Source organism: Halomonas sp. (assembly GCF_034520545.1).
Classification (GTDB): Bacteria; Pseudomonadota; Gammaproteobacteria; order Pseudomonadales; family Halomonadaceae; genus Halomonas.
The window spans coordinates 292057-316632 of record NZ_JAXHNN010000010.1 but is presented as its reverse complement, the minus strand read 5'-3'; the positions used below and the strand labels follow the sequence as shown (position 1 = coordinate 316632).

Here is a 24576-nt window from a genome sequence, read left to right as displayed (position 1 = left end):
TTCAGGACTCCCGTGTCTCGAAGTCGATACGAGGGTCCACCCACACATAGGTCAGGTCCGAAATCAGCTTCAGGACCAGTCCGATCAGGGTGTAGAGGTAGAGGGTGCCGAAGATCACCGGGTAGTCGCGCTGCATTACCGCCTCGAAGCCCAGCAGGCCCAGACCGTTGAGCGAGAAGATCACCTCGATCAGTAGCGAGCCGGTGAAGAAGATGCCGATCAGGGCGGCCGGCAGCCCGGCGATGATGATCAGCATGGCGTTGCGGAAGACGTGGCCGTAGAGCACCCGTCGGTCGCTGGCCCCCTTGGCACGGGCGGTGAGCACATACTGCTTGTGCACCTCGTCGAGGAAGCTGTTCTTGGTCAGCATGGTCAGGGTGGCGAAACTGCCGATCGCCGAGGCGATCACCGGCAAGGTGATATGCCAGAGATAGTCCTTGACCTTGCCCCAGGCGGAGAGTTCGTCGAAGTCCGGCGAGGTCAGGCCGCGCAGCGGGAACAGGTCCCAGTAGCTGCCGCCGGCGAACAGCACGATCAGCAGGATGGCAAACAGGAAACCGGGAATGGCGTAGCCCACGATCACCAGTCCCGAGCTCCAGACATCGAAGCGTGAGCCGTGGTGCAGGGCCTTGCGGATACCCAGCGGGATCGAGACCAGATAGACCACGAGCGTGGTCCAGAGCCCCAGCGAGATGGAGACAGGCAGCCGCTCGAGCATCAGGGTGGTGACCTGCTCGTCGCGGAAGAAACTCTCTCCGAAGTCGAAGGTGGCGTAGTCGACGATCATGCCGAGGAAACGCTCGTGGGCGGGCTGGTCGAATCCGAACTGTGCCTCGAGCTTCTCGATGAAGGCGGGAGGAATGCCCCGGGCGCCTCGCGACTCGCTGCTTCCCGCTACGTCCCCGCCACCCCCTTCCATGCGGGTGCTGGCCTGGCTGGAGAGGCCCTCGAAGCGGGCCAGCATCTGGTCGATGGGGCCGCCCGGCGCGGCCTGGACGATGATGAAGTTGAGCAGCATGATCCCCAGCAGGGTGGGGATCATCAGCAGCAGGCGGCGCAGTACATAACGGGCCACGGCGTATCCTTACTCCACGGATGATGGCGGCCGGCGGACCGGTCGCCGGTCATGCACCTTCAGCGGTTGCGCTGGCGGGCTTCGATCTCGGCGCCGCGTTCGGGGTCCACCCACCAGGCGGCCAGGTCCAGGTTGTACTCGGGGAAGGGTTCCTGCCAGCCGAACTTGTCCCACAGGGCAATACGCGTCTTCCCGAGATGCCACTGGGGAATGACGTAGAAGCCCCAGCGCAGCACCCGGTCCAGTGCCCTGGCGGCCGTGTCCAGCGCTTCCCGAGAGTCGGCGGCGATCAGGGTGTCGACCAGGTCGTCGACCACCGGGTCGCTGAGCCCGATCAGGTTACGGCTCTGGGGAACGTCGGCGTACTCGCTGGTCCAGAAGTCACGCTGCTCGTTGCCGGGGTTCGCCGACTGGGGGAAGCTGCCGACGATGATATCGAAGTCGAATTGGCGCAGCCGATTGAGGTACTGGTTGACGTCGACGATGCGAATATCACCCTTGATGCCGATTTTCGCCAGGTTCTGAAGCAGCGGCTGCACGACCCGCTCAAACTGGGTGTCGAAGAGCAGGACCTCCAGGCTCAGCGGTTCGCCGGAATCAGGGTGGGTCATGACGCCATTGCGCACGACATAGCCGGCCTCGTTGAGCAGCTCCAGGGCCCTTGCCAGCCGGGGGCGCATCTCCTCGGGGTGCTCGATGGGCAGGGGCTCCTCGAAGACGCGCTCGGGCAGACTCTCGCGATGCGGCTCGAGCAGGGCCAGCTCGGCTTCGCTCGGCAGCCCCTCGGCGGCCATCTCGGAGTTGGCGAAGTAGCTCTCGGTGCGCTGGTAGGCGCCATAGAAGAGGTTGCGATTGAGCCACTCGAAGTCGAAGGCCAGGTTGAGGGCCTCGCGGACGCGCACGTCCTGGAATTTGTCGCGCCGCAGGTTCATCACGTAGGCCTGCATGCCGGCGGGCTGGCCGTCTGGCACCTCGAGTCGTTCGACGAACCCCTCTTCCAGGGCCGGGAAGTCGTAGGCAGTGGCCCAGTTGCGGGCGCTGGTCTCGATGCGCATGTCGAGATTGCCGGCCTTGAAGGCCTCGAGGGCTACCGTCTGGTCGCGGTAGTAGTCGTAGATCAGTCGATCGACGTTGTGGCGGCCCCGATTCACCGGCAATTCCTGCCCCCAGTAGTCGTCGACGCGCTCGTAGACGATGCGCCGTGCCGGTTCCACCACGCCGATGCGGTAGGGGCCGGAGCCGAGCAGGGCGTCGCGGGTGGTGGCCTCGAAGTCCCGGTCCTGCCAGTAGTGGGCCGGCAGGATCGGCAGCTGGCCGATGATCAACGGCAGCTCCCGCGACTCGCTGTTGGCGAGGTCGAAGTGGACGGTGCTCTCGTCGAGCGCCGTCACGTCGATGACGTCGGCATAATAGGCCCTGTAGAAGGGCTGGCCCTTCTCCGTCAGGGTCTCGAAGCTGAACACTACGTCCTCGGCGGTGACGGGCTCGCCGTCATGGAAGCGCGCCTCGGGGTGCAGGTCGAATTCGATCCACTGCCGCTCGGGATCCAGCCGCACGCCCTCGGCGAGCAAGCCATACATCGAGAAGGGCTCGTCGGGGTTCTGGGTCAGCAGCGTATCGTAGATCTCGGTCAGGCCGGTGGCTGGGGTGCCCCGGATGATGAAGGGGTTGGTGGAGTTGAAGCTGCCGATGGCCGAGCGCACTAGGCTGCCTCCCCTGGGGGCCTCGGGGTTGGCATGGGGGAAGCGCGTGAAGTCCTCCGGCAACGCCGGGTCGCCATAGAGGGCCAGGCCATGGACGGTGGCCACGTCGGCGGGGTCGGCCGCCAGGGCCGGTCCACCGAGCAGCGCGCCTAGCAGCAGGCCCAGGCCAGGGGGAGCGTGTCGCATCGATCAGATTCCTTGTAGCAGGCGGGGCCAGGGCCCCGGACATCAACTACCGGAAAGTGTCAGCTGTTGCCCCGGTTGTAAAGCGTCGGGCCGCTCGATGCCGTTCCAGCGGGCCAGGTCGGCCAGCGTCACGGCATGGCGGGAGGCGATGGCAGAGAGGCTGTCCCCGCGGCGCACCACGTAGACGTCATCGCCGTCGGCGACGACCCTTCGCTGGCTTGCGCCGTCAGTGAGCCGGGCAACAAGCCGTTCGGCACTGTCGGCGGGTACCAGTAGCCGCTTGACGTGGCGCGGGTCGGCGCGGTTGCCGAGCAGGCCCGGATTGAGGTTGGCCAGCGCGGTGCGCGAGACACCCGCCAGGCGGGCCGCTTCGCCAAGGTCCAGTGGTCGGGTCACTGGAACTTCGGCGACAGCCGGCGCTGCCTCGATTTTGGGGAGGTCGACGTCGTAGCGTTCCGGTTCGGCGACGATCGCCGAGATGGCAATCAGCTTGGGGACATAGGCCATGGTCTCACTCGGTAGCTTGAGGTCCCAGTAGCTGCCGGTCTGTCCTCGGGAGAGTGCGGCGCTTCGGGCATTGTTCACGGTGCCGGCGCCGGCATTGTAGGCCGCCAGGGAGAGCTCGATGTCACCCTCGTACCACTGCTCGGCCTGCATTTCGATATAGTCAAGAGCGGCATGGGTAGAGCGTGCCACATCCAGGCGGCCATCGTAGCCGCCGCCGCGGCGCAGCCCCAGGGCGTGGCCGGTGCCGGGCATGAATTGCCAGAGGCCAGCCGCACCGCGGTGGCTGCGGGCGGTGGGGTCGAAGGAGCTCTCGATGAAGGGGATCAGGGCGATCTCGCCGGGCAGGCCGCGTTCCTCTACTCGCTCGGTAATCCAGGAGAGCCAGGGCCGAGCGCGCTCGGTGATCTCGGTGATGTTGTGGGGGCTCTGGCGGTAGTGGTCGATCCAATGCTGGACCCGCGCCTGATCGACATCCTCCTGCCACTCGAAGGCCTCGGCGAGGCGCGACCAGGCGTCCCTGGGCTCGAGGGCCAGGGCATCCCAGAAGGTCCGGTTCGAGGAAAGCTGTGTTGTGTGGGCATTGTGGCTGGCCGAATCGTCCTTGAAGGCGCGCTGGGGCATCTGTGAAGCCTGGCTGTTGCCGGTGGCGGCTAACAGCGAACCCATCAGCGCGAGACAGCTGGTGAAGCCCAGGATCCGTCGACGTGTCGTGTGGTAGGTCATCGAGAGGTTTTCTCCTGGTCATACAAAGACCTGCCGCTTCGGGCAGGCTGGGTGTCGTTCGGCAGCGGCGCGTTCAGAAGTCATCCTTCCACGCACGCAGCGTGGTGAAGGTAGCCAGACTGCCGTCGGTGTTGCCATGCGCCGACGCGGCCTGGCGTACGCCGGCCGATTCGCAACGCAGGAAGGGATTGATGCTTCGCTCGCGGCCTAGCGTGGTGGGCAAGGTGGGGCGGTCGAGCTCCCGGGCTCGCTGGCACTCCGCTTCGGCGGTCTCGACATCAGGGTTGTCGGGGTCGGCGGACTTGGCGAACGTCAGATTGGCCAGGGTGTACTCGTGGGCGGCGAACACCAGAGTGTCCTCCGGCAGGGAGTCGAGGCGCGACAGCGACTCGTGCATCTGTGCCGGGGTACCCTCGAAGAGCCTTCCGCAGCCGCCGCTGAACAGCACGTCGCCGCTGAACAGCAGGGGCGGTATGCCAGGCGTGAAGAAGGCGATATGGTCCAGGGTGTGGCCTGGCAGGGCGAGCACTTCAAATAGCCTGCCCATTACGCGTACCTCGTCGCCGTCGCCGACCCGCTCGTCGACGCCTTCTATCTCGGGATTGTCCGGGCCGATCACTCGCGGCGTATAGCGTTTGATCAGTTCCGCCAGGCCGCCTGTGTGATCGTGATGGTGGTGGGTAATCAGCACGGTGCCAAGCTCCAGCCCCTCTCGCTCCAGCCACTCTATTACAGGCGTTGCATCGCCGGGGTCCACCACGCAGACTGCCTGGTTCGTGTCCTGGCGAAGCAGCCAGATATAGTTGTCGCTAAAGGCGGGTATCGGTGTCACGCTCAACATGGGCTCGGAGTCCTTGACGGATGCGTTGCCAGACGCTGCCGCGATTCGTTGCGATATGGTTTACAAAACCAGGTACTGTGGAGGGAAAACGGCACTATGTCAAATTCGCGGGATCCTCACGCCCTGGCGCGACTGGTCCGGGAGGGGCGGCGTTACTGGGCGTCGCCGGCGGGTCAGGCGCTATGGCGTGCCGAGCGCGCCTGCCTGGGGCCGGTCTGCGAAGACCTCGTCGGGCAGCACAGTCTGGAGCTGGGCATGGCCCCTGTGCTCAGCGATATCTGCCCGATCCGCCATGCCATGAGCTGGGCACCTAACGTTGAGATGGTCGATCATGAGTCGACTCTGGTGTGCTCGCCGGATGCCTTGCCCCTCCCCGATGACAGTCTGAGCCTGGTGTTGATTCATCACCTGCTGGAGGTGGTGGGCGAGCCGCATCGCATGCTGCAGGAGGCGGCGCGGGTGACCGCCGACAGTGGGCGACTGATCATCTTCGGCTGGTGCCCGCTGAGTGCAGGGGGAATATCGCGTGTCTGGCCGGGCAGGCGACGTCGCATGCCCTGGCGAGGTCACTGGCGGACCCCCGGTCGACTCGGCGACTGGCTGGCGTTTGTCGACTTCGAGATCGAGCGGGTAGACTATTGTGGCTTCCACCTGCCCGGCAGCCTGCCGTGCAATACCATGCTGGAGACCCTCGGGCGGCGCCACAACCTGCCGCTGGGTGATAGCTATATGATTCATGCCCGGCGCCGGGCGCAGCTCGCCCAGTCGCAGCCGTCGCGTTTCGAACTGTCGCGCCCCCTGGCTGGACCAGCTTTGGGCAGCGCTTCGCGGGCAGGGCCACAACCGCAAAGGAACCGCAAGGGTGACTGACATACGCCACGCCGAGCCCCCGCAGACCGAGCCTTTACAGCAGGCAGTGACGATCTACACCGACGGGGCCTGCCGCGGCAATCCTGGCCCCGGTGGATGGGGAGCGCTGCTGGTCAGCGGCGATCACGAGAAATCGCTCAAGGGCTTCGAGGCGGTGACCACCAACAACCGCATGGAACTGATGGCGGCGATCATGGCACTGCGCGAGCTCAAGCGCCCCTGCCGGGTGGCGCTGTGGACCGACTCCGAGTACCTGCGCAAGGGTATCACTGAGTGGATTCACAACTGGATCAAGCGTGGCTGGAAGACCGCCTCCCGCCAGCCGGTCAAGAATGCCGAGCTGTGGCGCGAACTCCACGAGGAGACTCATCGCCACGCGATCGAGTGGCACTGGGTCAAGGGGCACAGTGGTCATCCCGGTAACGAGCGAGCCGATGAGCTGGCTAATCAGTCCATCGACGAGCACCGAGCCCGCGCCTGAGCACTCCCTTCCCCTGCGAGCCGAGTAGAGACAGCCATGCGTCAGATCATCCTGGACACCGAGACCACCGGCATCGATCCCCGTGACGGCCACCGCCTGATCGAGATCGGGGCCGTCGAGATGGTCAATCGCCGCCTCACCGGCAACCGCTATCACCAGTACATCAATCCCGAGCGCGATATCGAGGCCGAAGCCGTAAGCGTGCACGGTATCACTAACGAACGGGTGGCTGAGGAGCCGGTCTTCGCCGAGATCGCCGATGCCTTCTGGGCCTTTATCGAAGGGGCCGAGCTGGTGATCCACAATGCCCCCTTCGATGTGGGCTTCATTGACCACGAACTCGGCATGCTCAATGCAAGGCGCAGTGAGCCACGTCTTGGTCCGGTGGCGGAGCACTGTCGAGTTCTCGACACCCTGACCCTGGCGCGCGACAAGCACCCCGGCCAGCGGAATAGCCTGGACGCGCTCTGCAAGCGTTACGAGATCGACAACGGACGTCGTGTTCTGCACGGCGCGCTGCTCGATGCCGAAATCCTCGCCGACGTCTATCTGGCCATGACCGGCGGGCAGACCAGGCTCTCTCTGGATGCTTCAGCGTCCTCGGAAGGCCGCGACGGTCAGCAGACAGGGCTGGCCATCCGCCGGTTGTCACTCTCCCCGGGTCAGCTTCGTGTCGTGCCGCCCGACGAGGCAGAGCTGGCGGCTCATCGGGCCAAGCTGGAGCGAATCCGCGACGCGTCCGGCGAGTGCCGTTGGGATGCCCATCCTGTCCTGTCGGGCGAGGAGGCATTACGCTGATGCTGCGGCGGGAGCTTCCCAGCGAAGAGACGGCCGGTCGCGTAATTCGCCTGGCTGCGGGGCGCATCGCGCCCGGGGTCGATGAAGGCCTCCTGCAGCCCTTCCAGCCCTGGGATGAACAGATGCAGCCGCTGTGCTGGTGGCAGGAGGAGCCGGTGGCGCTGTCGGTTGAGTCGCAGCCGGGGGATGACTGGCTCGATGCCCGAACCTGGCTGGCCCGCCTGCCGGAATCCTGGTACCCGCTGGTTTCCACGTCTCTCCAGGTGGCGGCCTGGCTCGACAACCACCGTTTCTGCGGTCGCTGCGGTGCGCTGACGACGCGTCTCGATGCCGAGTTCGCCATGCATTGCGGCCAGTGTGGCCATCGCAATTACCCGCGCATCTCGCCCTGCATCATCACTCTGGTGACCCATGGCGAGTCGCTGCTGCTGGCCCGCAGCCCGCGCTTTCCACCGGGGCGTTACTCGACCCTGGCAGGGTTCATCGAGCCCGGTGAATCGGCCGAGGAGGCGGTACGTCGTGAAATCTTCGAGGAAGTGGGGCTCAGCGTGGGACGCGTCAGTTATTACAAGAGCCAGGCCTGGCCCTTTCCCCATTCGCTGATGCTGGGTTTCTTTGCCGAGGCGGCCAGTCGACGCATTCGCATCGACGGTATCGAGATCGCCGATGCCGCCTGGTTCAGCCCGCGGCGCCTGCCCCAGCTGCCGCCGCTCTACTCGATTTCGCGGGCGCTGATCGAGACCCACCTTCGGGAAGTCGGGGTGCGGGGGTAGCGTATACGATATACGGGGTCAGACCCTTAAGCGCCCTTAGGATTTTCAATCCTAAGGGCGCTTAAGGGTCTGACCCCAGGTGCTCCAGAGTGAGGTAACCTCAAGGTGGACTCAGTGGCCAGGAAACAAGCGGGTGAGCTGCGTGGCCAGCATGACATTGCCGGTAGCCTTAAGCTTGCCGGTCATGAAGCCGGTCATGCCGTTGATCTCGCCTTTCATTATCCCCTTGAGGGTCTCGCTGCTCATGCTCAGGCTGACCGAGGGATCGTCATGCTCGCCCTCGTGGACTTCCAGTGTGCCGTCATCCACGACCAGATAATGGTCACCGGTATCAGTGAAGTGGAACTGGAAGATTTCGTGCATGCCGCTGGCAGCTTCGGCGTCGAAGCGACGCTGCAGCTTGTCGATGGTGGCGTCTGACATGGGTATCTTGGGTCGCTTTGTGAAGTGTCCGTTATAGAACGTATTTGAAACGTTCGTTTGAATCAAGCGCCCTTGTGCCGGCTGGAAGGGCCCGGGCAGGATGTCAGGACAGCGAGATGAGAGGATAGGATAGTGAGCGAATGGCTGACGGAATTCGGGATGTTCGTGGCGCAGTTGGTGACCCTGGTGGTGATCGTCGGTCTTGCGGTGGCGGTGATCCTGCGCGCCAGAGGGGAAACGGGAGAACGCACCCGACTAAGGCTCGATGAGCTCAACGGCACACGTCGGAACCGCCGCCGGCGGATGCAGCTGGCGGCCAGCCAGCCGGGAGCACGCAAGCGCCTGGCCAAGGCCTTCCGCCGCGATGACAAGGAACATGATCGTCGCGGCCGCAAGGGGAAGGGGGAGGGTGAGGCCTACTCGACGGTCTGGGTGCTCGATTTCCATGGTGACATCAAGGCCAGTGGTACCGGGCAACTCGCCGAAGAAGTCTCGGCAGTACTAGCCGTAGCCGGCGAGGGTGACGAGGTGGTGATCCGTCTGGAATCGGCCGGCGGTCTCGTGCATGGCTATGGCCTGGCGGCGGCCGAGCTGGATCGTCTGCGCCATGCAGGCCTCTCCACCACGATATGTGTCGACAAGGTGGCTGCCAGCGGTGGCTACCTGATGGCCTGCGCGGCGGATCAGCTGCGGGCGGCACCCTTTGCGGTGATCGGCTCCATCGGGGTGATCGCTCAGCTGCCCAACCTGCATCGCCTGCTCAAGCGTCACGACATCGACATGGAGATGCTTACTGCGGGGCGCTACAAGCGCACTCTCACGGTCTTCGGCGAGAACACCGAGGAGGGGCGAGAGAAGTTCCGCGAAGACCTCGAAACCACTCATGAGCTCTTCAAGCGCCATGTGGCCGAGCGGCGCCCGGCTCTCGACATCGAGTCGGTGGCCACCGGCGAGATCTGGTACGGCAGTGATGCCCTGGGGCGAGGCCTGGTGGATGCCCTGGGAACCAGCGAGGCCTACCTGGTCGAGCGCATGCAACAGGCCCGGGTCATCAGCCTGAAGCTGGAGCACAAGCAAAAGCTCGGCGACCGCCTTGGCATGGCGGTCTCGCGGAGCGTGGAGCATGGCGTCGAGCGGGGGCTGGAGATGCTCGATGCCGGACGCTGGCAGAAGCGTTGATCGAGCCGGTCTCTATGCTCTTCCCTGCAGTTCCAGGCTGCCCAGTGCCTCGATAAGAGTCCTCGCCCGCTTGCCATGCAGGGAGTAGTAGATGGTCTGGGACTCGCGACGGGTGCTGACCAGGTTCTCGCGACGCAGGATCGCCAGGTGTTGAGAGAGCGCCGACTGGCTCAGGGAGAGTCGCTGGTTGAGTTCCGTCACCGAAAGCTCGTTGCCGTCGAGCAGGCATAGAATCCGCAACCGATTGTCGTTGGCCATCGCCTTGAGCAGGGCGCTGGCCTCGTCGATGACCGCTGAGCCGCCTTCTAGGAGACGTGCTGCAGCACCGTTGGTATTACCCATGATCTGTCCCCTTTCGGGCAGGTCCGGCATCCCGATGGCCGATTACCTGCACTGATGATTGCCTTCCGATCCCGCTGTTTGCGGCTGGCGTCTCTTGATCATCCACATCCTGATTCAGCTTATCCTCAATAATAGTTCAGCTTGGCGCCTGTCGCCGAGTCAACGCCGGATCAATGCCGAATCCGGGGCATTGCGCGGCTTGTTGTCGACAATAGGAACCGAGTTGTCTTGCACTTTTGTCGAAGGTTAGCCGATGGTATGAGGTTATGGGCGTGAAGTTGCTCTAGAGTGTCAACAATCAACGCCCCTTCGATTGCTGACAGGATGCAGATGAGCATGTACCAAGACGAGTTCCGCCGTTCGATTGATCACCCGGAGGCCTTCTGGGCCGAGCAGGCCAGACGCATTCCCTGGTTCACGCCGCCCACGACCATTCTCGAGTATGACGAGGCGGGCCATGCGCGCTGGTTCGTGGATGGCGAGCTCAACATCTGCCATGCCGCTCTCGACCATCACGTCGAGCAGGGGCGTGGCGATCAGCCGGCCATCTTCTGGGACTCCCCGGTCACCGACAGCAAGCGGACCCTTACCTTCAACGAGATGCGCGACCAGGTGGCCCGTTTCGCCGGGGCCCTGAAGTCGCTGGGGGTCGAGAAGGGCGACCGGGTCGTGATCTACATGCCCATGGTGCCCGAGGCGCTGATGGCGATGTATGCCTGCGCGCGCCTGGGCGCCGTGCACTCGGTGGTGTTCGGCGGCTTTGCCCCCCACGAGCTTGCCGTGCGCATCGAGGATGCTGCGCCGAAGGTCGTCATCGCCGCCTCCTGCGGGATCGAGGGCAGCAAGGTATTGCCCTACAAGCCGATCATCGACGAGGCCATCCAGCAGAGCACCCACAAGCCCGACGCCTGCGTGCTGTTCCAGCGCGACCAGCATCACGCGGAATTGGGCCCGCGGGACCACGATTGGGCGACTCTGGTCGATAAGGCCGAGCCGGCCGACTGCGTTGCGGTCAAGGGTAGCGACCCGCTCTATGTCCTCTACACCTCCGGGACCACCGGCAAGCCCAAGGGGGTCGTGCGGGATACTGGTGGCTACGCCGTGGCGCTGGCCTATTCCATGGACACCATCTACGACGTGGATCCCGGCGATGTCTTCTTCTCGGCATCCGACGTGGGCTGGGTGGTCGGCCACTCCTACATCGTCTATGCCCCCTTGCTACGCGGCTGCACCACTGTGGTCTATGAGGGCAAGCCGGTGAAGACGCCGGATGCCGGCGCCTTCTGGCGACTGATCAGCGAGTACCGGGTCAAGAGCTTCTTCACTGCTCCCACGGCCTTCCGCGCCATGAAGAAGGAAGACCCCGACGCCAAGCTTATGGCCCAGTACGACATTTCCTGTCTCAAGGCGTTGTTCCTGGCCGGTGAACGCCTGGATCCCCCGACCTTCCATTGGCTGGATGATCTGATGGACGTGCCGGTAATCGACCATTGGTGGCAGACCGAGACCGGCTGGCCGATTGCCGCCAATCTTCAAGGCCTGGAGCCGCTGCCCACCAAGGCGGGCAGCGCGACGGTGCCGGTGCCCGGTTTCAACGTCCAGATCCTGGATCGAGAGGGTGAGCAGGTCGGCCCTATGGAGCAGGGCAGCGTGGTGATCAAGCAGCCGATGCCGCCTGGGTGCCTGACCGGCATATGGGGAGATCCGAAGCGTTTTCACAGTGCCTACATGGCGGCCTTCCCTGGCTACTATCTGACCGGTGATGGCGGCTACTTCGACGATGATGGCTACCTGTTCATCATGGGGCGCACGGACGATGTCATCAATATCGCCGGCCATCGCCTATCCACCGGCGAGATGGAGGAGGTCGTCGGCGCCCACCCCGCCGTGGCCGAATGTGCAGTCATCGGCATTCACGACGCCATGAAGGGACAACTGCCGGTGGGTCTGGTGATCCCCAAGGACGGCTTCGAGGGCCGCGAGGCAGACCTCGAGCAGGAACTGATCGCCCTGGTGCGCGACAAGATCGGGCCCATAGCCTGCTTCAAGCAGGTTCTGGTGGTTGACCGTCTGCCCAAGACTCGTTCCGGCAAGATCCTGCGCAAGCTGCTGCGCAACATCGCCGACGGCAAGGAGTTCGGCGTTCCCTCGACCATCGACGATCCGGCGAGCCTGCAGGACGTGCACGAGGCCATGAAGGATCGCTCGGTGGGTACTGCCCACGATGCCCGCCAGGTCTGACCTCGACGGAATTCGAGCCTGACCACGACACCGCCGCCCCGCGAGGGCGGCGGTGTCGTTTGTGGGGCAGGTCGGGCCATGGCCAGGCGCCGGGTCAGGCCGTATAATGCGCGCCTCGTCCGCCCCGGGCGGTTCCCGTGTCACGAGGGTTCCCTCACCCCTCCCCAAAAAAGGATGCCATGATGTTCGTGCTTTCCGATGCCCAGTACCGACGCTGCCTGACGCTGCTGGTCGCCTTCCATATCCTGGTCATCGCCGCCAGTAACTACCTGGTCCAGCTGCCTTTCACCCTGTTCGGGTTTCATACCACCTGGGGCGCCTTCAGTTTCCCCTTCATTTTCCTTGCCACCGACCTCACCGTGCGTCTGTTCGGCAAGGAGCCGGCGCGGGCCATCGTGCTCAGGGTCATGTTGCCGGCGCTGGTGATCTCCTATGTCGTCTCGGTCGTCTTCCCGCGGGGTGGCTTTGCCGGTCTCGAAGGTCTGGGCGAGTGGAATCTCTTCGTTGCGCGGATCGCGCTGGCCAGCTTCATGGCCTACGTGCTGGGCCAGTTACTGGACGTGCAGGTCTTTGACCGACTGCGTACCCTGAAGGCTTGGTGGGTGGCGCCGGCGGTTTCCACGGTGCTCGGCAACCTGGCCGATACATTTGCCTTTTTCTCCATCGCCTTCCACGAGAGCCCCGACCCCTTCATGGCCGCCAACTGGCCGGAGATTGCCTGGGTCGACTATGTGATCAAGCTTGGCATTAGCCTGGCGTTCTTCCTGCCCCTCTATGGCGTGTTGCTGGCCTGGCTCAGCCGCCACCTGGTGGCCGTGACGGGTAGCACGGACCTGACGCCCGGCGAGGCACAGGCCCGAACCTGATGTTATTTCAGCCGAATTCCAGCCGAGGAGAATGACATGCCCATCGAACTCCACCATATCGACACCGGAGGCGACGAGACGCCGCTGGTGGTCGTGCATGGCCTGCTCGGCAGTGCCGACAACTGGCGCTCCCATCTCAAGCAGTGGCAGCGCCGGCATCGGGTGATTGCCGTTGATTTGCGCAACCATGGTCGTTCACCGCATGTTGCGGGGATGGGCTACGAGGCCATGGCCGAGGACCTTCTCGCCTTGATGGATCGGCTCGGGGTAGAGAGGGCTCACCTGCTGGGGCACTCCATGGGCGGCAAGGTAGCGATGAGTCTGGCCCGGCTGGCCCCGTCCCGCGTGGCTTCGTTGATCGTCGCCGATATCGCACCGATCGCCTATGGTCATGATCACGATAGTGTCTTCGCCGCGTTGCGCCGCGTAGAGGCCGGAGAACCCACCAATCGTCGCGAGGCCGACGCGCTGCTCGCCGAACATGTCGATGAGTCTGCCGTGCGCCTTTTCCTGGCGACCAACCTCGAGCGTGACGACCAAGGCATCCTGCGGCTGCGTATCGGCCTCGATGCGATCCAGGATGATTACGAGACGCTCATGAGGGAGCCGGCGGGAACGGGAGTCTTTGACGGACCGACGCTGGTGTTGCGCGGTGCGCATTCTCACTATGTGACCGACGACATGTTGCCGGCGCTGCGCGACGTACTGCCACAAGCCGAGATCGAGACGCTGCAGGCAGGGCACTGGCTCCACGCCGAACAGCCCAAGGCCTTCCAGGAGTCGGTCAACGCCTTCCTCGAGCGCGTAGCGGGCTAGCGGGATAGCGCTCCGGGGTCGATGGCCAGGCGTGATACCGGATGGCGTTCCTGACTCAGGCCGGCCTCGAACATGTAGTCCTCGAAGCGACGGTAGCGGCCCTGATCCAAGGCCGCCGGGCTGAGGTTCAGGCGCATGCGGACCATTTCCCAGGCCTCGCGGTTGACCGGGGTATCCAGGGCCGGCTCTGCATTCGCTAGCAGGCGCCAGGCATCCTCCGGGTGGTTGGCGATCCAGGCCGTGGCCTCCTCGATGGCGGTCACCAGGCGGCGGATGGCATCACGCTTCGCTCCCAGGTGATCGCGATTGGCGAGCAGTATCAGACCATCATGGAGCGGGATGCCCAGCTCCTCTATATGCAGTACCCGGGTGGCTAGCCCCTCGTCGGCGAGCTGTCGGGGCAGCAGGTGGCGCATGGCGCCAATCACGCCATCCACGCGTCCCTCAAGCATTGCATCGTCGAGCCGGAAATGGAGCGCCTCCGTCTCGATCTCATCGTCGCGGATCGATGCGCCGCGTAGCAAGGCGGCCAGCAGCACGTCACGGCTGTCGATGTCGGCATGGCCGATGCGCGAGCCGGCCAGTCGGGCGGGTGTCTCGATCGCGCCGTCCTTTCGCACCACCAGGGCGCTCAAGGGCGTGGCGATCAGGCTGGCGACGCGGACCAGCGGCAGGCCGTGATCGACCTGGAGATGCAGCAGTGGCTGGCGGGAGACCGCCAGGTCGACCCGTGACGCCGCCAGCAGCTTGCTGGGCACATCCGGGTCGGCCGGTGTCGCGAGGATCACCTCCATGCCGCGGCTGGCGAACAGTCCTCTCTCCCTGGCGACGAAAAGAGCAGCGTGGCGAGGGCTGGGATAGCCGTCCAGCATGATCCGCAGCGAAATGACTGGCGGTGGCTCGATCGGTTCCGCCGGGCGCAGGGCGATGGCCGGAATGCTGGGTCGCGAGGGCGTATCGACGCTGGGGCCGCTCGCTGCCTGTCGGTAGCGTCGACGGCTCTGTGCCCTTGCCGCCTCCTCGGCAAGGCCCTCGATGTCCGGCACCATGACTTCGGTGCCCAGCGGCGGGTAGTCCTCCTGAGATGGCGCGGTGGCGTCCGTCGAGTCTTGTGCGGCGAGATTCGTCGACAGCACGACGGTGGCCGGCAGTAGCAGGCTATAGCGGAGAAGCCGCCGAAAAACGGATGAGATCATCGAATCCAGGCTCCTGCCATGCGTGCTGTACGGGCTTTGGTTGGCGTCGAGCAAGCTTAACCGCTGCCCATGGGCAGCGGCCAGCCGTGACGACAAACGAAAATCGCCGCGCCTGGCCCGGCATGCGATAATTCATCCTCTCGCAGACGGGACAGGACGTTCATGGATTCGATCAACACCCTCTTTCTGCTCAGTGGTTTCCTGCTGGCCTTGAGCATTCTCGCCAGCCGTCTCTCCTCGATGGCCGGGGTGCCCCTGCTGCTGATCTTCCTGGGACTGGGCATGCTGGCCGGCGAGGAGGGGCTGCTCGGTATTCAGTTCGACGACTATTCACTGGCGTTTTTGATCGGCCACCTGGCGCTCGCCATGATTCTGCTCGACGGCGGCCTGAGAACCCGCCTCAAGACCTTTCGTGTCGGCTTCCGTCCGGCACTTTCCCTGGCCACCCTTGGGGTTTTCATCACCAGCTCGCTGGTGGGCGTGTTTGCCATGTGGCTGTTCGACCTGAGCCTGGTGCAAGGGCTGCTGGTCGGCGCGATCGTGGGCTCCACGGATGCCGCGGCGGTGTTCTCCATGCTCAGTGGCCGAGGGGTCAACCTCAACGAGCGGGTCGGGGCGACGCTGGAGATCGAGTCAGGGACCAACGATCCCATGGCGATCTTCCTTACGCTGATGCTGGTAGAGGTGCTGGTCGGCGAGATCGGTGGCGTGGGGGAGACCCTGTTTTTCCTGGTTCAGCAGTTCGGCCTGGGCATCGTCATCGGCGTGGGCATCGGCTGGCTGAGCGCGCGCTTGCTGAGCTGGCTGGATCTGGCACCGGGGCTCTATTCGCTGCTGGCCCTCGGCCTGGGCTTCCTGATTTTCGGCCTGACCAGCGCCCTGGGCGGAAGCGGCTTCCTGGCCATCTATCTGGCCGGCCTTATGATCGGCAACCAGCCGGGGCGGCACCTCAACTTCATCCTGCCGGTACATGACGGGCTGGCCTGGCTCTCCCAGATCGGCCTCTTCCTGGTGCTGGGCCTGCTGGTCACTCCCAGCGAGATGCTGGATTACGCGCTGCCGGCGCTGCTGGTGGCCCTGGCGCTGATCTTCATCGCCAGGCCGCTGGCGGTGCTGGTCGCCGTCAAGCCTTTCTTCAAGTTCCGCTGGCGGGAGATCGGCTTCATCGCCTGGGTGGGGCTGCGCGGGGCGGTGCCCATCGTGCTGGCGATCTTCCCGGTCATCGGTGGGGTGGAGAATGCCTCGCTCTACTTCAACGTCGCCTTCGCGGTGGTGCTGCTGTCGCTGCTGATCCAGGGTGGCAGCCTGCCGTGGGTGGCGCGTCGCATGAAGGTCGAGCTGCCCCCCACCGTCACCCCGAACCGGCGTGGGCCACTGGGCATCCTGCCCGAGAACGACTACGAGATGTTCGTCTACGAGGTCGAGAATACCGATCTCGAGGACGTGCCGATCCGACTGCTGCGCTTTCCCTCCGGGGCCCTGATCTCGGCGCTGTTTCGCGAGCATGCCATGCTGCACCCCAAGGGCAGCACCCGGCTGCTACTGGGCGATGTGATCTGCGTTATCGGTCGTACGGAAGATCTGCCGGCGCTCAACCGTCTCTTCAACGGGGATGCCAAGCTCAAGCGCGAACGTGCCTTCTTCGGAACCTTCACCTTCGACGGGGAGGCGCGCATGGGTGACATCGCCGATGCCTATGGTCTGACCTTGAGCGCGGGCGAGAAGGACATGACGCTCGCCGAATTCATCTCGTTGCGGGTCGGTGGGCATCCGGTGGTGGGCGACGATGTCGACTGGCACGGCATCCACTGGGTGGTCAGCGAGATGGACGGCAACAAGGTCACCCGAGTGGGGCTCAGGCTTTATTGAGACTTCGTAACAGTGGCACATCGCCGGGGGTCAACCGGCGGCACGCGTATCCTTCAGTACCTTGGTTTCCACCTCGACAGCTCCCCGGTCTGGATCGGTCACCCAGACCCCGCCATCCTCGATCATGCAGTTCAGCGTCATGCTCTTGGCCACCAGGTCGCCCAGCGCCGCGACCGATGCCGGAGAGATGTCGACCACCCGGAGATTGTCGAGGGTGGCGAGCTTGCCGGCGATCTGCTCCCACCAGATCGCGGCGCCCTGGCCGCTGTAGGTGTAGAGGACTACATAGTCGGCTCGAGCACAGGCACGGCGAATGGTCTTCTCATCGGGTTGGCCCAGTTGGATCCATACCTCGATGTCGCCGGTCAGGTTCTTGTGCCAAAGGTCGGGTTCGTTCTCGGTGCTCACGCCACGCCCGAAAGCGAGCGATTCATCGGCGTTCAGGGCGAAGGCCAGCAACCTGACCATCATGCGAGCATCGGTTTCTGACGGATGACGTGCCACGGTCAGCGAGTGCTCTGCATAATAATGCCGGTCCATGTCGGCGATCTGGAACTGGACCTTGTGGATCATCGACTTTAGTGCCATCTGGATAGGTCACTCGCCCATCTTGGAAAAAGTGTCTGCCATCATGACATAGTCGACGGGGCAGGGAGTGTATATGAGGAGATCGCATCATGCTGACTCAGCACCAAGCAAATACCAGGGGCCGCGATTTCTTCGTGGGTGACATTCACGGCCAGTACCGCTTGTTGCAGGAAGCCTTGAAGGGTGTCGCCTTCAGCACGTCGGAGGATCGCCTGTTCTGCGTCGGCGATCTCATCGATCGAGGTGCCGATTCACTCGACTGTCTCAGGCTTGCCGTCATGCCTTGGTTTCACGCCGTGTGTGGCAATCACGAGGATCTGGCCTGGAACGCGTTGCGCGACGGAGAGGACAGCCACGCCTGGGAGCTGTGGATGATCAATGGGGGGGGTTGGATCATCGAGACCGGCGTGAGCGAGACGCGCAGGGTGCTGCAAGCGGCGCTTCGAGACCTGCCCCTGGCGCGCGAGGTGGCGATAGATGGCAAGCGTGTCGGCATGGTGCATGCCGACCCGCCGGCTGACTGGTCAAGTATCGAGAAGGCCGACCGAGATGCCCTGATCTGGGGGCGCTCCCGTATCCAGCAGGGCGACGAGACGCCGGTGGTCGGGATCGACGCCGTCGTCGTTGGCCACACCATCGTGGAACGGCCGCTGAGCCTGGGTAACGTTCACTATATCGATACCGGTGCCTTCAGCACCGGACGGCTGACGTTGTTTGATGCACGTGAATTGCTGACGTGAGGCGGACGTCGATATTGGCACGTGTTGCCCGGAAAAGGCGGTAGTATGTCGAGCTCATGAAAAAAGCGCCCGTAGGCGCTTGATTCTAAATAAGAAGTGGCGGAGGGACAGACCGCCTCAGTCGTGTCGCATCCAGACGCAATCCGCATAACATAGCCTTTCAATATCAGCACCTTACCTCGATGCTGGCTTTTCTCATGTCCTAACTTGTCGCAATCCATGGCAATCAATGGTATTCTTTTGGTTGGGATAGTTGTTGGGAGTACAGAGCCATGCCAAAGAGAGCAAAAGAGCTTACCGCCATCGAGGTCAAGCGCCTGACCGAACCGGGTTTCCACGCCGTTGGTGGTGTCGCTGGTCTTCACCTCACGGTCAAGACGCCCGAGGCGAGGTCGTGGATTTTACGCGCCCGCGTCGGGTCGCTGCGCCGTGACATTGGTCTCGGAGGCTATCCCGATGTCTCCCTGGCGATGGCCCGCGAATATGCCAGAGAGGCGAAGGCTAGGATCAAGGCCGGCGTCGATCCAGTAGCCGAGCGCAAGGCCATGAGATCCGAGCTACTGGCGCAACAGGTGAAAGAGATCACCTTCGAGCAGGCCGCCGCCAAGGTCATCGCCAAAAAACAGGCAGAGGCGAGCAACCCGAAACACGCTGCCCAGTGGGCAAGCACCTTGAAGACGTATGCCTATCCGGTGCTCGGGAAGATGGCCGTCAAGGATATTGAGATCAGCCACGTTATCAAAATGCTCGAGCCGGAATGGGAGAAGAAGACCGAAACGATGACGCGCGTTCGCCAGCGTGTGGAGGCGGTACTGGCATGGGCCACCGTGAACGGTCATCGCTCCGGCGACAATCCGGCAAGGTGGAAGGGCAACCTCGATGCGGTGCTACCCGCTCCGGCCAAGGTCGGCAAAAAACAAAATCACGCGGCATTGCCCTATACCCGCGTCGGGGAGTTCATGTCCGATCTGCGCACACGCGATGGCATGGCCGCCAAGGCGCTCGAGTTCGCTGTCCTGACCGCCGCGCGTTCGGGGGAAATCAGGGGCGCTCGCTGGGACGAGATAGACCTGGCGGAGAAGGTGTGGATTGTCCCGGCTGGTCGGATGAAGGCCAAGCGCGAGCACCGCGTCCCGCTGTCCGACGCCGCCGTCGATCTGCTGCAATCGCTGCCGCGCATCGACGACAGCGAATTGATCTTCCCGGCGCCGCGTGGTGGTCAAATGTCAGATGCCACCCTGGCCGCCGTCATCAAGCGCATCAACTCCGGCAAACCGGAAGGCGAGGCATACGTCGATCCGAAACAAGATCACCGCGCTATCACGCAGCATGGCTTCCGCTCGACGTTCCGCGATTGGGCTGCCGAGCATACCGGATACGCAAACGAAGTGGTGGAGATGGCCCTGGCGCATACGATCAAGAATCAAGCCGAGGCCGCCTATCGTCGCGGCGATATGCTCGACAAGCGCCACCGGCTGATGAGCGATTGGGCAGACTTCCTGAATGATGCAGAGCCCCAGGCCGGCGCTGTGACTCCGATTCGCAAGGAGGCGAAGTAATGGATCTAAGCAACCTATCAAACCAATGGTATAGCCTCATTCAGCGCCACCGGAGAGGGCTTGTCCGCAAGCAAGAGATCATCGACTTGCTAAGGGCTGGCGAACCAGTCCCGCCGGAGTGCAATAGTGTTATTGCCGACATCATCGAAGGGAACACTAAGTTCAAGACAGGCCCTGGTCGTCAGGGAATGGAAAAGCATTTGAGCGAATCACCCGTTGCCCGCGAGTTACTCAGGCAGATGGTCGATAACTATCAAGCAATCTTCGAAGACCCTGATTATGATTTACATGACCACGGCTGGGATGCCGAGATTATTGAAGAGATAGAAACAGAGGTTCACTCCATACGGTCTGATAAACGTTCGGGCAGAGACTACGCCAAAGATTTAGCGGCAGTCTACTACGGTATAAGCCATCGCAGAGTAGAGGAGTATATCAGTAAGAAGTGACGCCGCAGGGTTTCCGAAAAACCGCTCGGTGCCACCCTTTCGCTAGTCCGTCAATCTGCACTTGTCGCAATCAATTAAGCGCAGGTGCACAGAATGACGAACGAACTCTATCTATCAGACAAGCGTATAGCTGACCGCTATGGCGTATCCCGCGCCACCATTTTGGCGTTGGGTACAGGCCGGCCGACTCCCCAAACCCGTTAAACTGTCACCCGGCTGCACTCGCTGGAAGTCATCCGATGTTGAACAGTGGGAAGCCACCGCTGGTCAGGAGGTGACTCATGGGACGCGGTAAAGCGAAGGCAACGATGGAGCTTGTCGAGGCAGCACGCGACTTCCTTGAGATTAACGCTCCGGCAACGGTGCGGTCCTGCTGCTACCAGCTTTTCATCAACGGCTATATCAAGAACATGGGCCGCAATGAAACCAACAAGGTGTCGCGTCACCTAGTCTGGGCTCGAGAGGAAGGCATCATTCCCTGGAGCTGGATTGTAGACGAGTCCCGCGAAGGAGAGCGGCAAGCAAGCTGGAACAATCCACAAGAGCTTATCGAGGCCGCTGTCTCTCAGTACCGCCGAGACTATTGGCAGGATCAGGCAGTCGAGTTAGAAGTCTGGAGCGAAAAGGGAACCGTTCGAGGCACATTGTGGCCAGTGCTTCGAAAGTATGGCGTGACCTTCCGCGTCATGCACGGCTACACAAGCGCTACGACCATCCAGAGCTTTGCCTCGAGTTCGGCGAACAGCGAGAAGCCCATTCACATCTGCTATGTGGGTGACTGGGATCCGAGTGGCATGGCCATGTCAGAGATCGACATCCCGACGCGGCTGGAACGTTATGGCGGCAGAGCACATTTCGAGCGCATCGCTATTGTTGAGAGCGACACCCGAACCGGCTTGCCCTACTTCGATGCCAACACTAAAAAGGGCGACAGTCGGCATAAGTGGTTTGTCGAGAAATACGGCTCGAAGTGCTGGGAGTTGGATGCCATGTCCCCTAACATTCTCCGGCAGCGAGTCGAGGAGTTCATCGTCGGACACCTGGATCTTGATCTATGGAACCGAGCCGTTAAAGTCGAAGCGGCTGAAGTCGAGTCGATGCAGGCCATCACCTCGAGGATTCAGGAGATTATTTCAGGGCAAGCCTCAAAATACGGAGATGGCGCATGAGCGAGCACAAGAAAACCCTCGCTCCGGTGGGCGCCGGCGTCGAGGGTCAAGATAATCAATTTAGCGAATATCAGCATAGCACAGCCGCCCAGAGCCACACTATCGCCTTGACCGTTTGGCGCAACAAGTCAGGCACGCAGCGCAGCGAGCTTAACAAGACCTGGCCTGAGATCTGCAACTGGCTATCCGACTTGCCGCCGGTAGCCGTCAAAGATGACTGCCAACTTATCAAGTTCGCGCGTTTCGGAGACGAGCGAACAGAGAATGGCGCTCTCCGGCATGACGCCAACGTCATCGAGATCACCGGCATCGAAGGCGATTACGATGACGAGGAGATGGCGCCAGAGCAGGCCATTGCGCTGATGGAGAAGGCCGGACTACGCGCCGCCGTTGCGCCTACCTTCACTAGCACGCCCGAGAAGCCACGCTGGCGCGTGCTGACGCCGTTGGTTGGCGCAGTGTCACCTAGTGAGCGTCTCAAGTACCTGGAGGCGCTGAACGGGATTCTCGGCGGTGTCCTGGCGAAAGAGAGCGCCACGCTATCCCAGAGCTATTACATCGGCGTTCCGGCCGGCGCCGTGTATACCGTCATAAACACGTTCGGAGATCCTGAGCAGGGCGCCACCCTGGACGGACTCGAGATGATGGACGGCATCGACCATTTGCGGATGCCAGTGAAGGGCAAGGGCGCGAAGGCGAAGGACTCAACAGGCCCAGGGCGCGACAACCTGTTCGATGAATCCGAGTTCGAGGATTGGGTGGAGGACGTTGTAAGTTGCGAGGCGATTCACCCGGCGCTGGTTCGCATCGTCGCGCATTGCGTTGCCAAGGACTTCGATGACAAGCATATCAGGATGCTGTTCTTGGGCCTGGCGGATCGTGTGAGCGCCAAGCGAGGCCCGGAGAGGGCAGACCTGATGCTGGGCAAAGAGCTGGACGAGGCTATTAAGAGCGCCCGCCAAAAGGGATTCGCTCCGGCATCCTATGCTGACGTCATGGCCGAAGCCCAGGCGCTAACCCGAGACTCAGACCCGGCAATCATCGAGGCGCTTGTCGAGAAAGTCGTCGAGTTGAAGCCGATCCAGAAGCGCCGCGTCCATGAAGTCATCAAGAAGCAGACCGGACTTCCATTCAGCGCGATGGAAGCGGCAGAGAGATCGAAAGTTGACGAAGATGACGACGATGACCTGGCGCTTGCTCAGGGACTGGCCAATGAGATAGGCCGAGACAACGTGATAGCCGCCCAAGCGTTCGTCTGGCGCTGGATTGATACCGGCGTCTGGCAGAAGCAGGAAGATCGGAGTGTCAAGCAATGGGCGCAGCGGTATATGAGCGCAAAAGTCGAGAGCGTCAAGAAAAGCAATGTCGAGAGCGTGACGGACTTGTTCAAGACGGAAGTCTTCAAACCGGATCAACAATTCGACATTGGCCCTCCGGAATGCGTCAACACACTAAACGGCGAGCTGGCGCTAGTCGAGGGTAACTGGCAGCTTCACCCGCATGACCGAGAGCATTACCGGACAACTCAGGTTCCCGTCGAGTATGACCCAGATGCTACCGCGCCAAAGTTCGAGAAGTTCCTGGCTGATGTCTTTAATGGCGATGCAGATACCAAAGAGAAGAAACAGGCGCTTCTCGAGATGATCGGCTATTCGCTAATGGCGCATTGCCGGCATGAGAAGTTCATCATTCTGGTGGGCAGTGGTGCCAACGGGAAAAGCGTTCTGCTGTCAGTTCTGGAAGGACTGCTAGGCTCGGGTAACGTGGCCGGCGTTCAACCGTCACAGTTCGACCGTTCGTTTCAGCGAGCGCATCTACACGGCAAGTTGGCCAATATCGTGACGGAGATCAAACAAGGCGAGATGATCGACGATGCGAGTCTAAAGGGCATTGTCTCAGGCGAGCCAACAACGGTAGAACACAAGTTCAAAAATCCGTTCGATATGCGCCCGTTCTCGACTTGCTGGTTCGGTACGAATCACATGCCACACACGCGGGACTTCTCCGATGCCTTGTTTCGACGCGCCCTGGTGGTGGAGTTCAACAACAAGTTCAAGCCGGAGATGGGCAACTGTGACCCGCAGTTGAAGGACAAGTTGCTCGACGAGCTGCCCGGCATCTTGAACCTGGCGTTGAAGACCTACGCTGAAGCACTACTGTCTGGCTTTACCATGCCGGCAAGCTGCCAAGAGGCCCGCGAGCGTTGGCGTCTGGAGGCGGATCAAGTGGCGCAGTTCGTTGAAGCCGAGTGCGAGGCAACCCAGGGCGAACGGATACCGCCGCTTCGCCTGTTCAACGCCTACCGTGATTGGGCAGACGAGAACGGCATCCAAAAGAAACTGACGCAGCGTTCGTTTCTCGACCGTCTGGTGGCGCTGGGATACGAACGTCAACGGACAGGCGCATCACGCTATATCTGTGGGCTCAAGTGCGAGCGTATCTACAGCGCGTTCGAGAGGGTATGACCTACGGATCTTCCACCAACCCGAAGCCCCGTCATCGAGCGGGGTTTTTTTCAGATGAGGCCGTCAAGGACGGTAAGGGCTAGACTGTCTCCAACGGACACAGGAGGCAGACATGAAGGGGTTTCTTTGGCTGATGGGCGGGATTGCAGCGGTAGCAGTGGTTGCGCAGGGAATGGAGAGCCCACAGGAAAGGGCTTGCCGCAGCGAGGCTCAGGCGTATGAGCATGCAACCGAATACGTCGAATTACACCTCAAGTCACCCGCTACTGCCGAGTGGCAGGATCGCAAGGACGCCCTTATCTTCTCCGAAGATGACTGCACCTACACGATTACAGCCCATGTTGATTCTGAAAATGGCTTTGGCGCGATGATCCGCAGCACTTACCGCGTTGATGTGCAGTATATTATGGATGATTCCGAGTGGGTAACGCTGGACTCATCCCTCTGACCGCCTGAAACAAACCGATCACCGAGCCCCGTCATCGAGCGGGGCTTCTCGTTTCTGGCCCTGGAGAGTGACGGACAGTGACGCAAGTGACGGACGTTTCGACATTCCACAATGCAAAAAAAGGGATAAGTGACACAGAATAACCGTCACAGAGAAGTGAATATTGTTTTTGTGGAGTAGAGGTAATGTCGGATCAAGCGTCACTACCGTCACATGCGTCAGCGACGGCTGCTGATATCCCGTACCCAACGGCTTAAAAGGCTGGCCCG

23 protein-coding genes are annotated in these 24576 nt (G+C 62.3%); 15 read left to right on the top strand and 8 right to left on the bottom strand.

Annotation, left to right across the window (positions count from 1 at the left end; genetic code table 11):
* Window position 1 precedes the first annotated feature (1 nt).
* The 4 genes from U5L98_RS10030 to gloB all read right to left on the bottom strand — a co-directional run bounded on the left by U5L98_RS10030 (window position 2) and on the right by gloB (window position 5035).
* Window positions 2-1075 carry a microcin C ABC transporter permease YejB gene (locus U5L98_RS10030; RefSeq protein ID WP_322558178.1) on the bottom strand — a complete coding sequence of 358 codons (1074 nt, stop codon included), beginning with the start codon at window positions 1073-1075 and terminating at the stop codon, window positions 2-4.
* 59 nt (window positions 1076-1134) lie between these two features.
* Window positions 1135-2964: an extracellular solute-binding protein gene (locus U5L98_RS10025; protein ID WP_322558177.1), complete on the bottom strand. Its 1830-nt coding sequence runs from the start codon at window positions 2962-2964 to the stop codon at window positions 1135-1137.
* A gap of 42 nt (window positions 2965-3006) precedes the next feature.
* Entirely contained in the window at window positions 3007-4194 is a 1188-nt protein-coding gene (locus U5L98_RS10020) for a transglycosylase SLT domain-containing protein (protein WP_322558176.1), read from the bottom strand.
* A gap of 73 nt (window positions 4195-4267) precedes the next feature.
* Window positions 4268-5035 (bottom strand): hydroxyacylglutathione hydrolase, encoded by a 768-nt coding sequence (gene gloB, locus U5L98_RS10015; RefSeq protein WP_322558175.1) that lies wholly within the window; start codon window positions 5033-5035, stop codon window positions 4268-4270.
* Between the two features lie 96 nt (window positions 5036-5131).
* Between gloB and U5L98_RS10010 the strand changes: the two genes are divergently transcribed.
* Genes U5L98_RS10010 through nudC form a run of 4 tightly spaced genes read left to right on the top strand, consistent with a single transcriptional unit; the run spans window position 5132 to window position 7957 of the window.
* Complete coding sequence (locus tag U5L98_RS10010) at window positions 5132-5905, top strand: class I SAM-dependent methyltransferase (protein WP_322558174.1); 774 nt, start codon at window positions 5132-5134, stop codon at window positions 5903-5905.
* On the top strand, window positions 5898-6386 hold the full coding sequence (gene rnhA / locus U5L98_RS10005) for a ribonuclease HI (protein ID WP_322558173.1): 489 nt from the start codon (window positions 5898-5900) through the stop codon (window positions 6384-6386). The genes U5L98_RS10010 and rnhA overlap by 8 nt, the downstream gene beginning before the upstream one ends.
* Before the next feature lie 36 nt (window positions 6387-6422).
* Complete coding sequence (dnaQ, locus tag U5L98_RS10000) at window positions 6423-7184, top strand: DNA polymerase III subunit epsilon (protein WP_322558172.1); 762 nt, start codon at window positions 6423-6425, stop codon at window positions 7182-7184.
* Window positions 7184-7957 (top strand): NAD(+) diphosphatase, encoded by a 774-nt coding sequence (nudC, locus tag U5L98_RS09995; protein ID WP_322558171.1) that lies wholly within the window; start codon window positions 7184-7186, stop codon window positions 7955-7957. Before dnaQ ends, nudC begins: the two co-directional genes overlap by 1 nt.
* A 111-nt stretch (window positions 7958-8068) precedes the next feature.
* Here nudC and U5L98_RS09990 read toward each other — a convergent pair whose 3' ends face one another.
* Window positions 8069-8380 (bottom strand): SCP2 sterol-binding domain-containing protein, encoded by a 312-nt coding sequence (locus tag U5L98_RS09990; protein ID WP_322558170.1) that lies wholly within the window; start codon window positions 8378-8380, stop codon window positions 8069-8071.
* Window positions 8381-8512: 132 nt separating this feature from the next.
* Here U5L98_RS09990 and sohB point away from each other — a divergent pair, with 132 nt between their 5' ends.
* Window positions 8513-9559 (top strand): protease SohB, encoded by a 1047-nt coding sequence (gene sohB, locus U5L98_RS09985; RefSeq protein WP_322558169.1) that lies wholly within the window; start codon window positions 8513-8515, stop codon window positions 9557-9559.
* 12 nt (window positions 9560-9571) lie between these two features.
* On the opposite strand, the gene U5L98_RS09980 is transcribed toward sohB, so the two are convergent.
* On the bottom strand, window positions 9572-9901 hold the full coding sequence (locus U5L98_RS09980) for a metalloregulator ArsR/SmtB family transcription factor (protein ID WP_322558168.1): 330 nt from the start codon (window positions 9899-9901) through the stop codon (window positions 9572-9574).
* Between the two features lie 330 nt (window positions 9902-10231).
* Here U5L98_RS09980 and U5L98_RS09975 point away from each other — a divergent pair, with 330 nt between their 5' ends.
* From U5L98_RS09975 to U5L98_RS09965, 3 genes are all read left to right on the top strand, one after another.
* Window positions 10232-12142: a propionyl-CoA synthetase gene (locus U5L98_RS09975; RefSeq protein ID WP_322558167.1), complete on the top strand. Its 1911-nt coding sequence runs from the start codon at window positions 10232-10234 to the stop codon at window positions 12140-12142.
* A 182-nt stretch (window positions 12143-12324) separates the two neighbouring features.
* Window positions 12325-13008, top strand: a complete 684-nt coding sequence (locus tag U5L98_RS09970) for a 7-cyano-7-deazaguanine/7-aminomethyl-7-deazaguanine transporter (protein WP_322558166.1) — start codon at window positions 12325-12327, stop codon at window positions 13006-13008.
* A 36-nt stretch (window positions 13009-13044) separates the two neighbouring features.
* The gene (locus U5L98_RS09965; RefSeq protein WP_322558165.1) at window positions 13045-13824 is read left to right on the top strand and encodes an alpha/beta fold hydrolase; all 780 of its coding nucleotides are present in this window, start codon (window positions 13045-13047) and stop codon (window positions 13822-13824) included.
* Here U5L98_RS09965 and U5L98_RS09960 read toward each other — a convergent pair.
* Window positions 13821-15020, bottom strand: a complete 1200-nt coding sequence (locus U5L98_RS09960; protein ID WP_322558164.1) for an ABC transporter substrate-binding protein — start codon at window positions 15018-15020, stop codon at window positions 13821-13823. The genes U5L98_RS09965 and U5L98_RS09960 overlap by 4 nt on opposite strands.
* A 162-nt stretch (window positions 15021-15182) precedes the next feature.
* Between U5L98_RS09960 and U5L98_RS09955 the strand changes: the two genes are divergently transcribed.
* The gene (locus tag U5L98_RS09955; protein ID WP_322558163.1) at window positions 15183-16889 is read left to right on the top strand and encodes a potassium/proton antiporter; all 1707 of its coding nucleotides are present in this window, start codon (window positions 15183-15185) and stop codon (window positions 16887-16889) included.
* 30 nt (window positions 16890-16919) lie between these two features.
* Here U5L98_RS09955 and U5L98_RS09950 read toward each other — a convergent pair whose 3' ends face one another.
* Window positions 16920-17477 (bottom strand): YaeQ family protein, encoded by a 558-nt coding sequence (locus tag U5L98_RS09950; RefSeq protein WP_322558162.1) that lies wholly within the window; start codon window positions 17475-17477, stop codon window positions 16920-16922.
* Window positions 17478-17566: 89 nt separating this feature from the next.
* Here U5L98_RS09950 and U5L98_RS09945 point away from each other — a divergent pair, with 89 nt between their 5' ends.
* The 6 genes from U5L98_RS09945 to U5L98_RS09920 all read left to right on the top strand — a co-directional run bounded on the left by U5L98_RS09945 (window position 17567) and on the right by U5L98_RS09920 (window position 24307).
* Window positions 17567-18217, top strand: coding sequence for a metallophosphoesterase (locus tag U5L98_RS09945; RefSeq protein WP_322558161.1), 651 nt, complete (start codon window positions 17567-17569; stop codon window positions 18215-18217).
* A gap of 272 nt (window positions 18218-18489) precedes the next feature.
* On the top strand, window positions 18490-19776 hold the full coding sequence (locus U5L98_RS09940; RefSeq protein ID WP_322558160.1) for a tyrosine-type recombinase/integrase: 1287 nt from the start codon (window positions 18490-18492) through the stop codon (window positions 19774-19776).
* The gene (locus U5L98_RS09935; protein WP_322558159.1) at window positions 19776-20225 is read left to right on the top strand and encodes a hypothetical protein; all 450 of its coding nucleotides are present in this window, start codon (window positions 19776-19778) and stop codon (window positions 20223-20225) included. Before U5L98_RS09940 ends, U5L98_RS09935 begins: the two co-directional genes overlap by 1 nt.
* Window positions 20226-20506: 281 nt before the next feature.
* A complete protein-coding gene (locus tag U5L98_RS09930; protein ID WP_322558158.1) occupies window positions 20507-21394 on the top strand; it encodes a hypothetical protein in 888 nt (295 codons plus the stop codon).
* On the top strand, window positions 21391-23859 hold the full coding sequence (locus tag U5L98_RS09925; RefSeq protein WP_322558157.1) for a phage/plasmid primase, P4 family: 2469 nt from the start codon (window positions 21391-21393) through the stop codon (window positions 23857-23859). The genes U5L98_RS09930 and U5L98_RS09925 overlap by 4 nt, the downstream gene beginning before the upstream one ends.
* Before the next feature lie 112 nt (window positions 23860-23971).
* Entirely contained in the window at window positions 23972-24307 is a 336-nt protein-coding gene (locus U5L98_RS09920) for a hypothetical protein (RefSeq protein ID WP_322558156.1), read from the top strand.
* Window positions 24308-24576: the final 269 nt, after the last annotated feature.

Bases quoted from the DNA above. Each gene is read 5' to 3' on its own strand.
- U5L98_RS10025 (WP_322558177.1), bottom strand. From the start codon at position 2,964: ATGCGACACGCTCCCCCTGGCCTGGGCCTGCTGCTAGGCGCGCTGCTC.
- U5L98_RS10020 (WP_322558176.1), bottom strand. From the start codon at position 4,194: ATGACCTACCACACGACACGTCGACGGATCCTGGGCTTCACCAGCTGT.
- gloB (WP_322558175.1), bottom strand. From the start codon at position 5,035: ATGTTGAGCGTGACACCGATACCCGCCTTTAGCGACAACTATATCTGG.
- U5L98_RS10010 (WP_322558174.1), top strand. From the start codon at position 5,132: ATGTCAAATTCGCGGGATCCTCACGCCCTGGCGCGACTGGTCCGGGAG.
- dnaQ (WP_322558172.1), top strand. From the start codon at position 6,423: ATGCGTCAGATCATCCTGGACACCGAGACCACCGGCATCGATCCCCGT.
- nudC (WP_322558171.1), top strand. From the start codon at position 7,184: ATGCTGCGGCGGGAGCTTCCCAGCGAAGAGACGGCCGGTCGCGTAATT.
- U5L98_RS09990 (WP_322558170.1), bottom strand. From the start codon at position 8,380: ATGTCAGACGCCACCATCGACAAGCTGCAGCGTCGCTTCGACGCCGAA.
- U5L98_RS09980 (WP_322558168.1), bottom strand. From the start codon at position 9,901: ATGGGTAATACCAACGGTGCTGCAGCACGTCTCCTAGAAGGCGGCTCA.
- U5L98_RS09975 (WP_322558167.1), top strand. From the start codon at position 10,232: ATGAGCATGTACCAAGACGAGTTCCGCCGTTCGATTGATCACCCGGAG.
- U5L98_RS09970 (WP_322558166.1), top strand. From the start codon at position 12,325: ATGTTCGTGCTTTCCGATGCCCAGTACCGACGCTGCCTGACGCTGCTG.
- U5L98_RS09965 (WP_322558165.1), top strand. From the start codon at position 13,045: ATGCCCATCGAACTCCACCATATCGACACCGGAGGCGACGAGACGCCG.
- U5L98_RS09960 (WP_322558164.1), bottom strand. From the start codon at position 15,020: ATGATCTCATCCGTTTTTCGGCGGCTTCTCCGCTATAGCCTGCTACTG.
- U5L98_RS09955 (WP_322558163.1), top strand. From the start codon at position 15,183: ATGGATTCGATCAACACCCTCTTTCTGCTCAGTGGTTTCCTGCTGGCC.
- U5L98_RS09950 (WP_322558162.1), bottom strand. From the start codon at position 17,477: ATGGCACTAAAGTCGATGATCCACAAGGTCCAGTTCCAGATCGCCGAC.
- U5L98_RS09945 (WP_322558161.1), top strand. From the start codon at position 17,567: ATGCTGACTCAGCACCAAGCAAATACCAGGGGCCGCGATTTCTTCGTG.
- U5L98_RS09940 (WP_322558160.1), top strand. From the start codon at position 18,490: ATGCCAAAGAGAGCAAAAGAGCTTACCGCCATCGAGGTCAAGCGCCTG.
- U5L98_RS09935 (WP_322558159.1), top strand. From the start codon at position 19,776: ATGGATCTAAGCAACCTATCAAACCAATGGTATAGCCTCATTCAGCGC.
- U5L98_RS09930 (WP_322558158.1), top strand. From the start codon at position 20,507: ATGGGACGCGGTAAAGCGAAGGCAACGATGGAGCTTGTCGAGGCAGCA.
- U5L98_RS09925 (WP_322558157.1), top strand. From the start codon at position 21,391: ATGAGCGAGCACAAGAAAACCCTCGCTCCGGTGGGCGCCGGCGTCGAG.
- U5L98_RS09920 (WP_322558156.1), top strand. From the start codon at position 23,972: ATGAAGGGGTTTCTTTGGCTGATGGGCGGGATTGCAGCGGTAGCAGTG.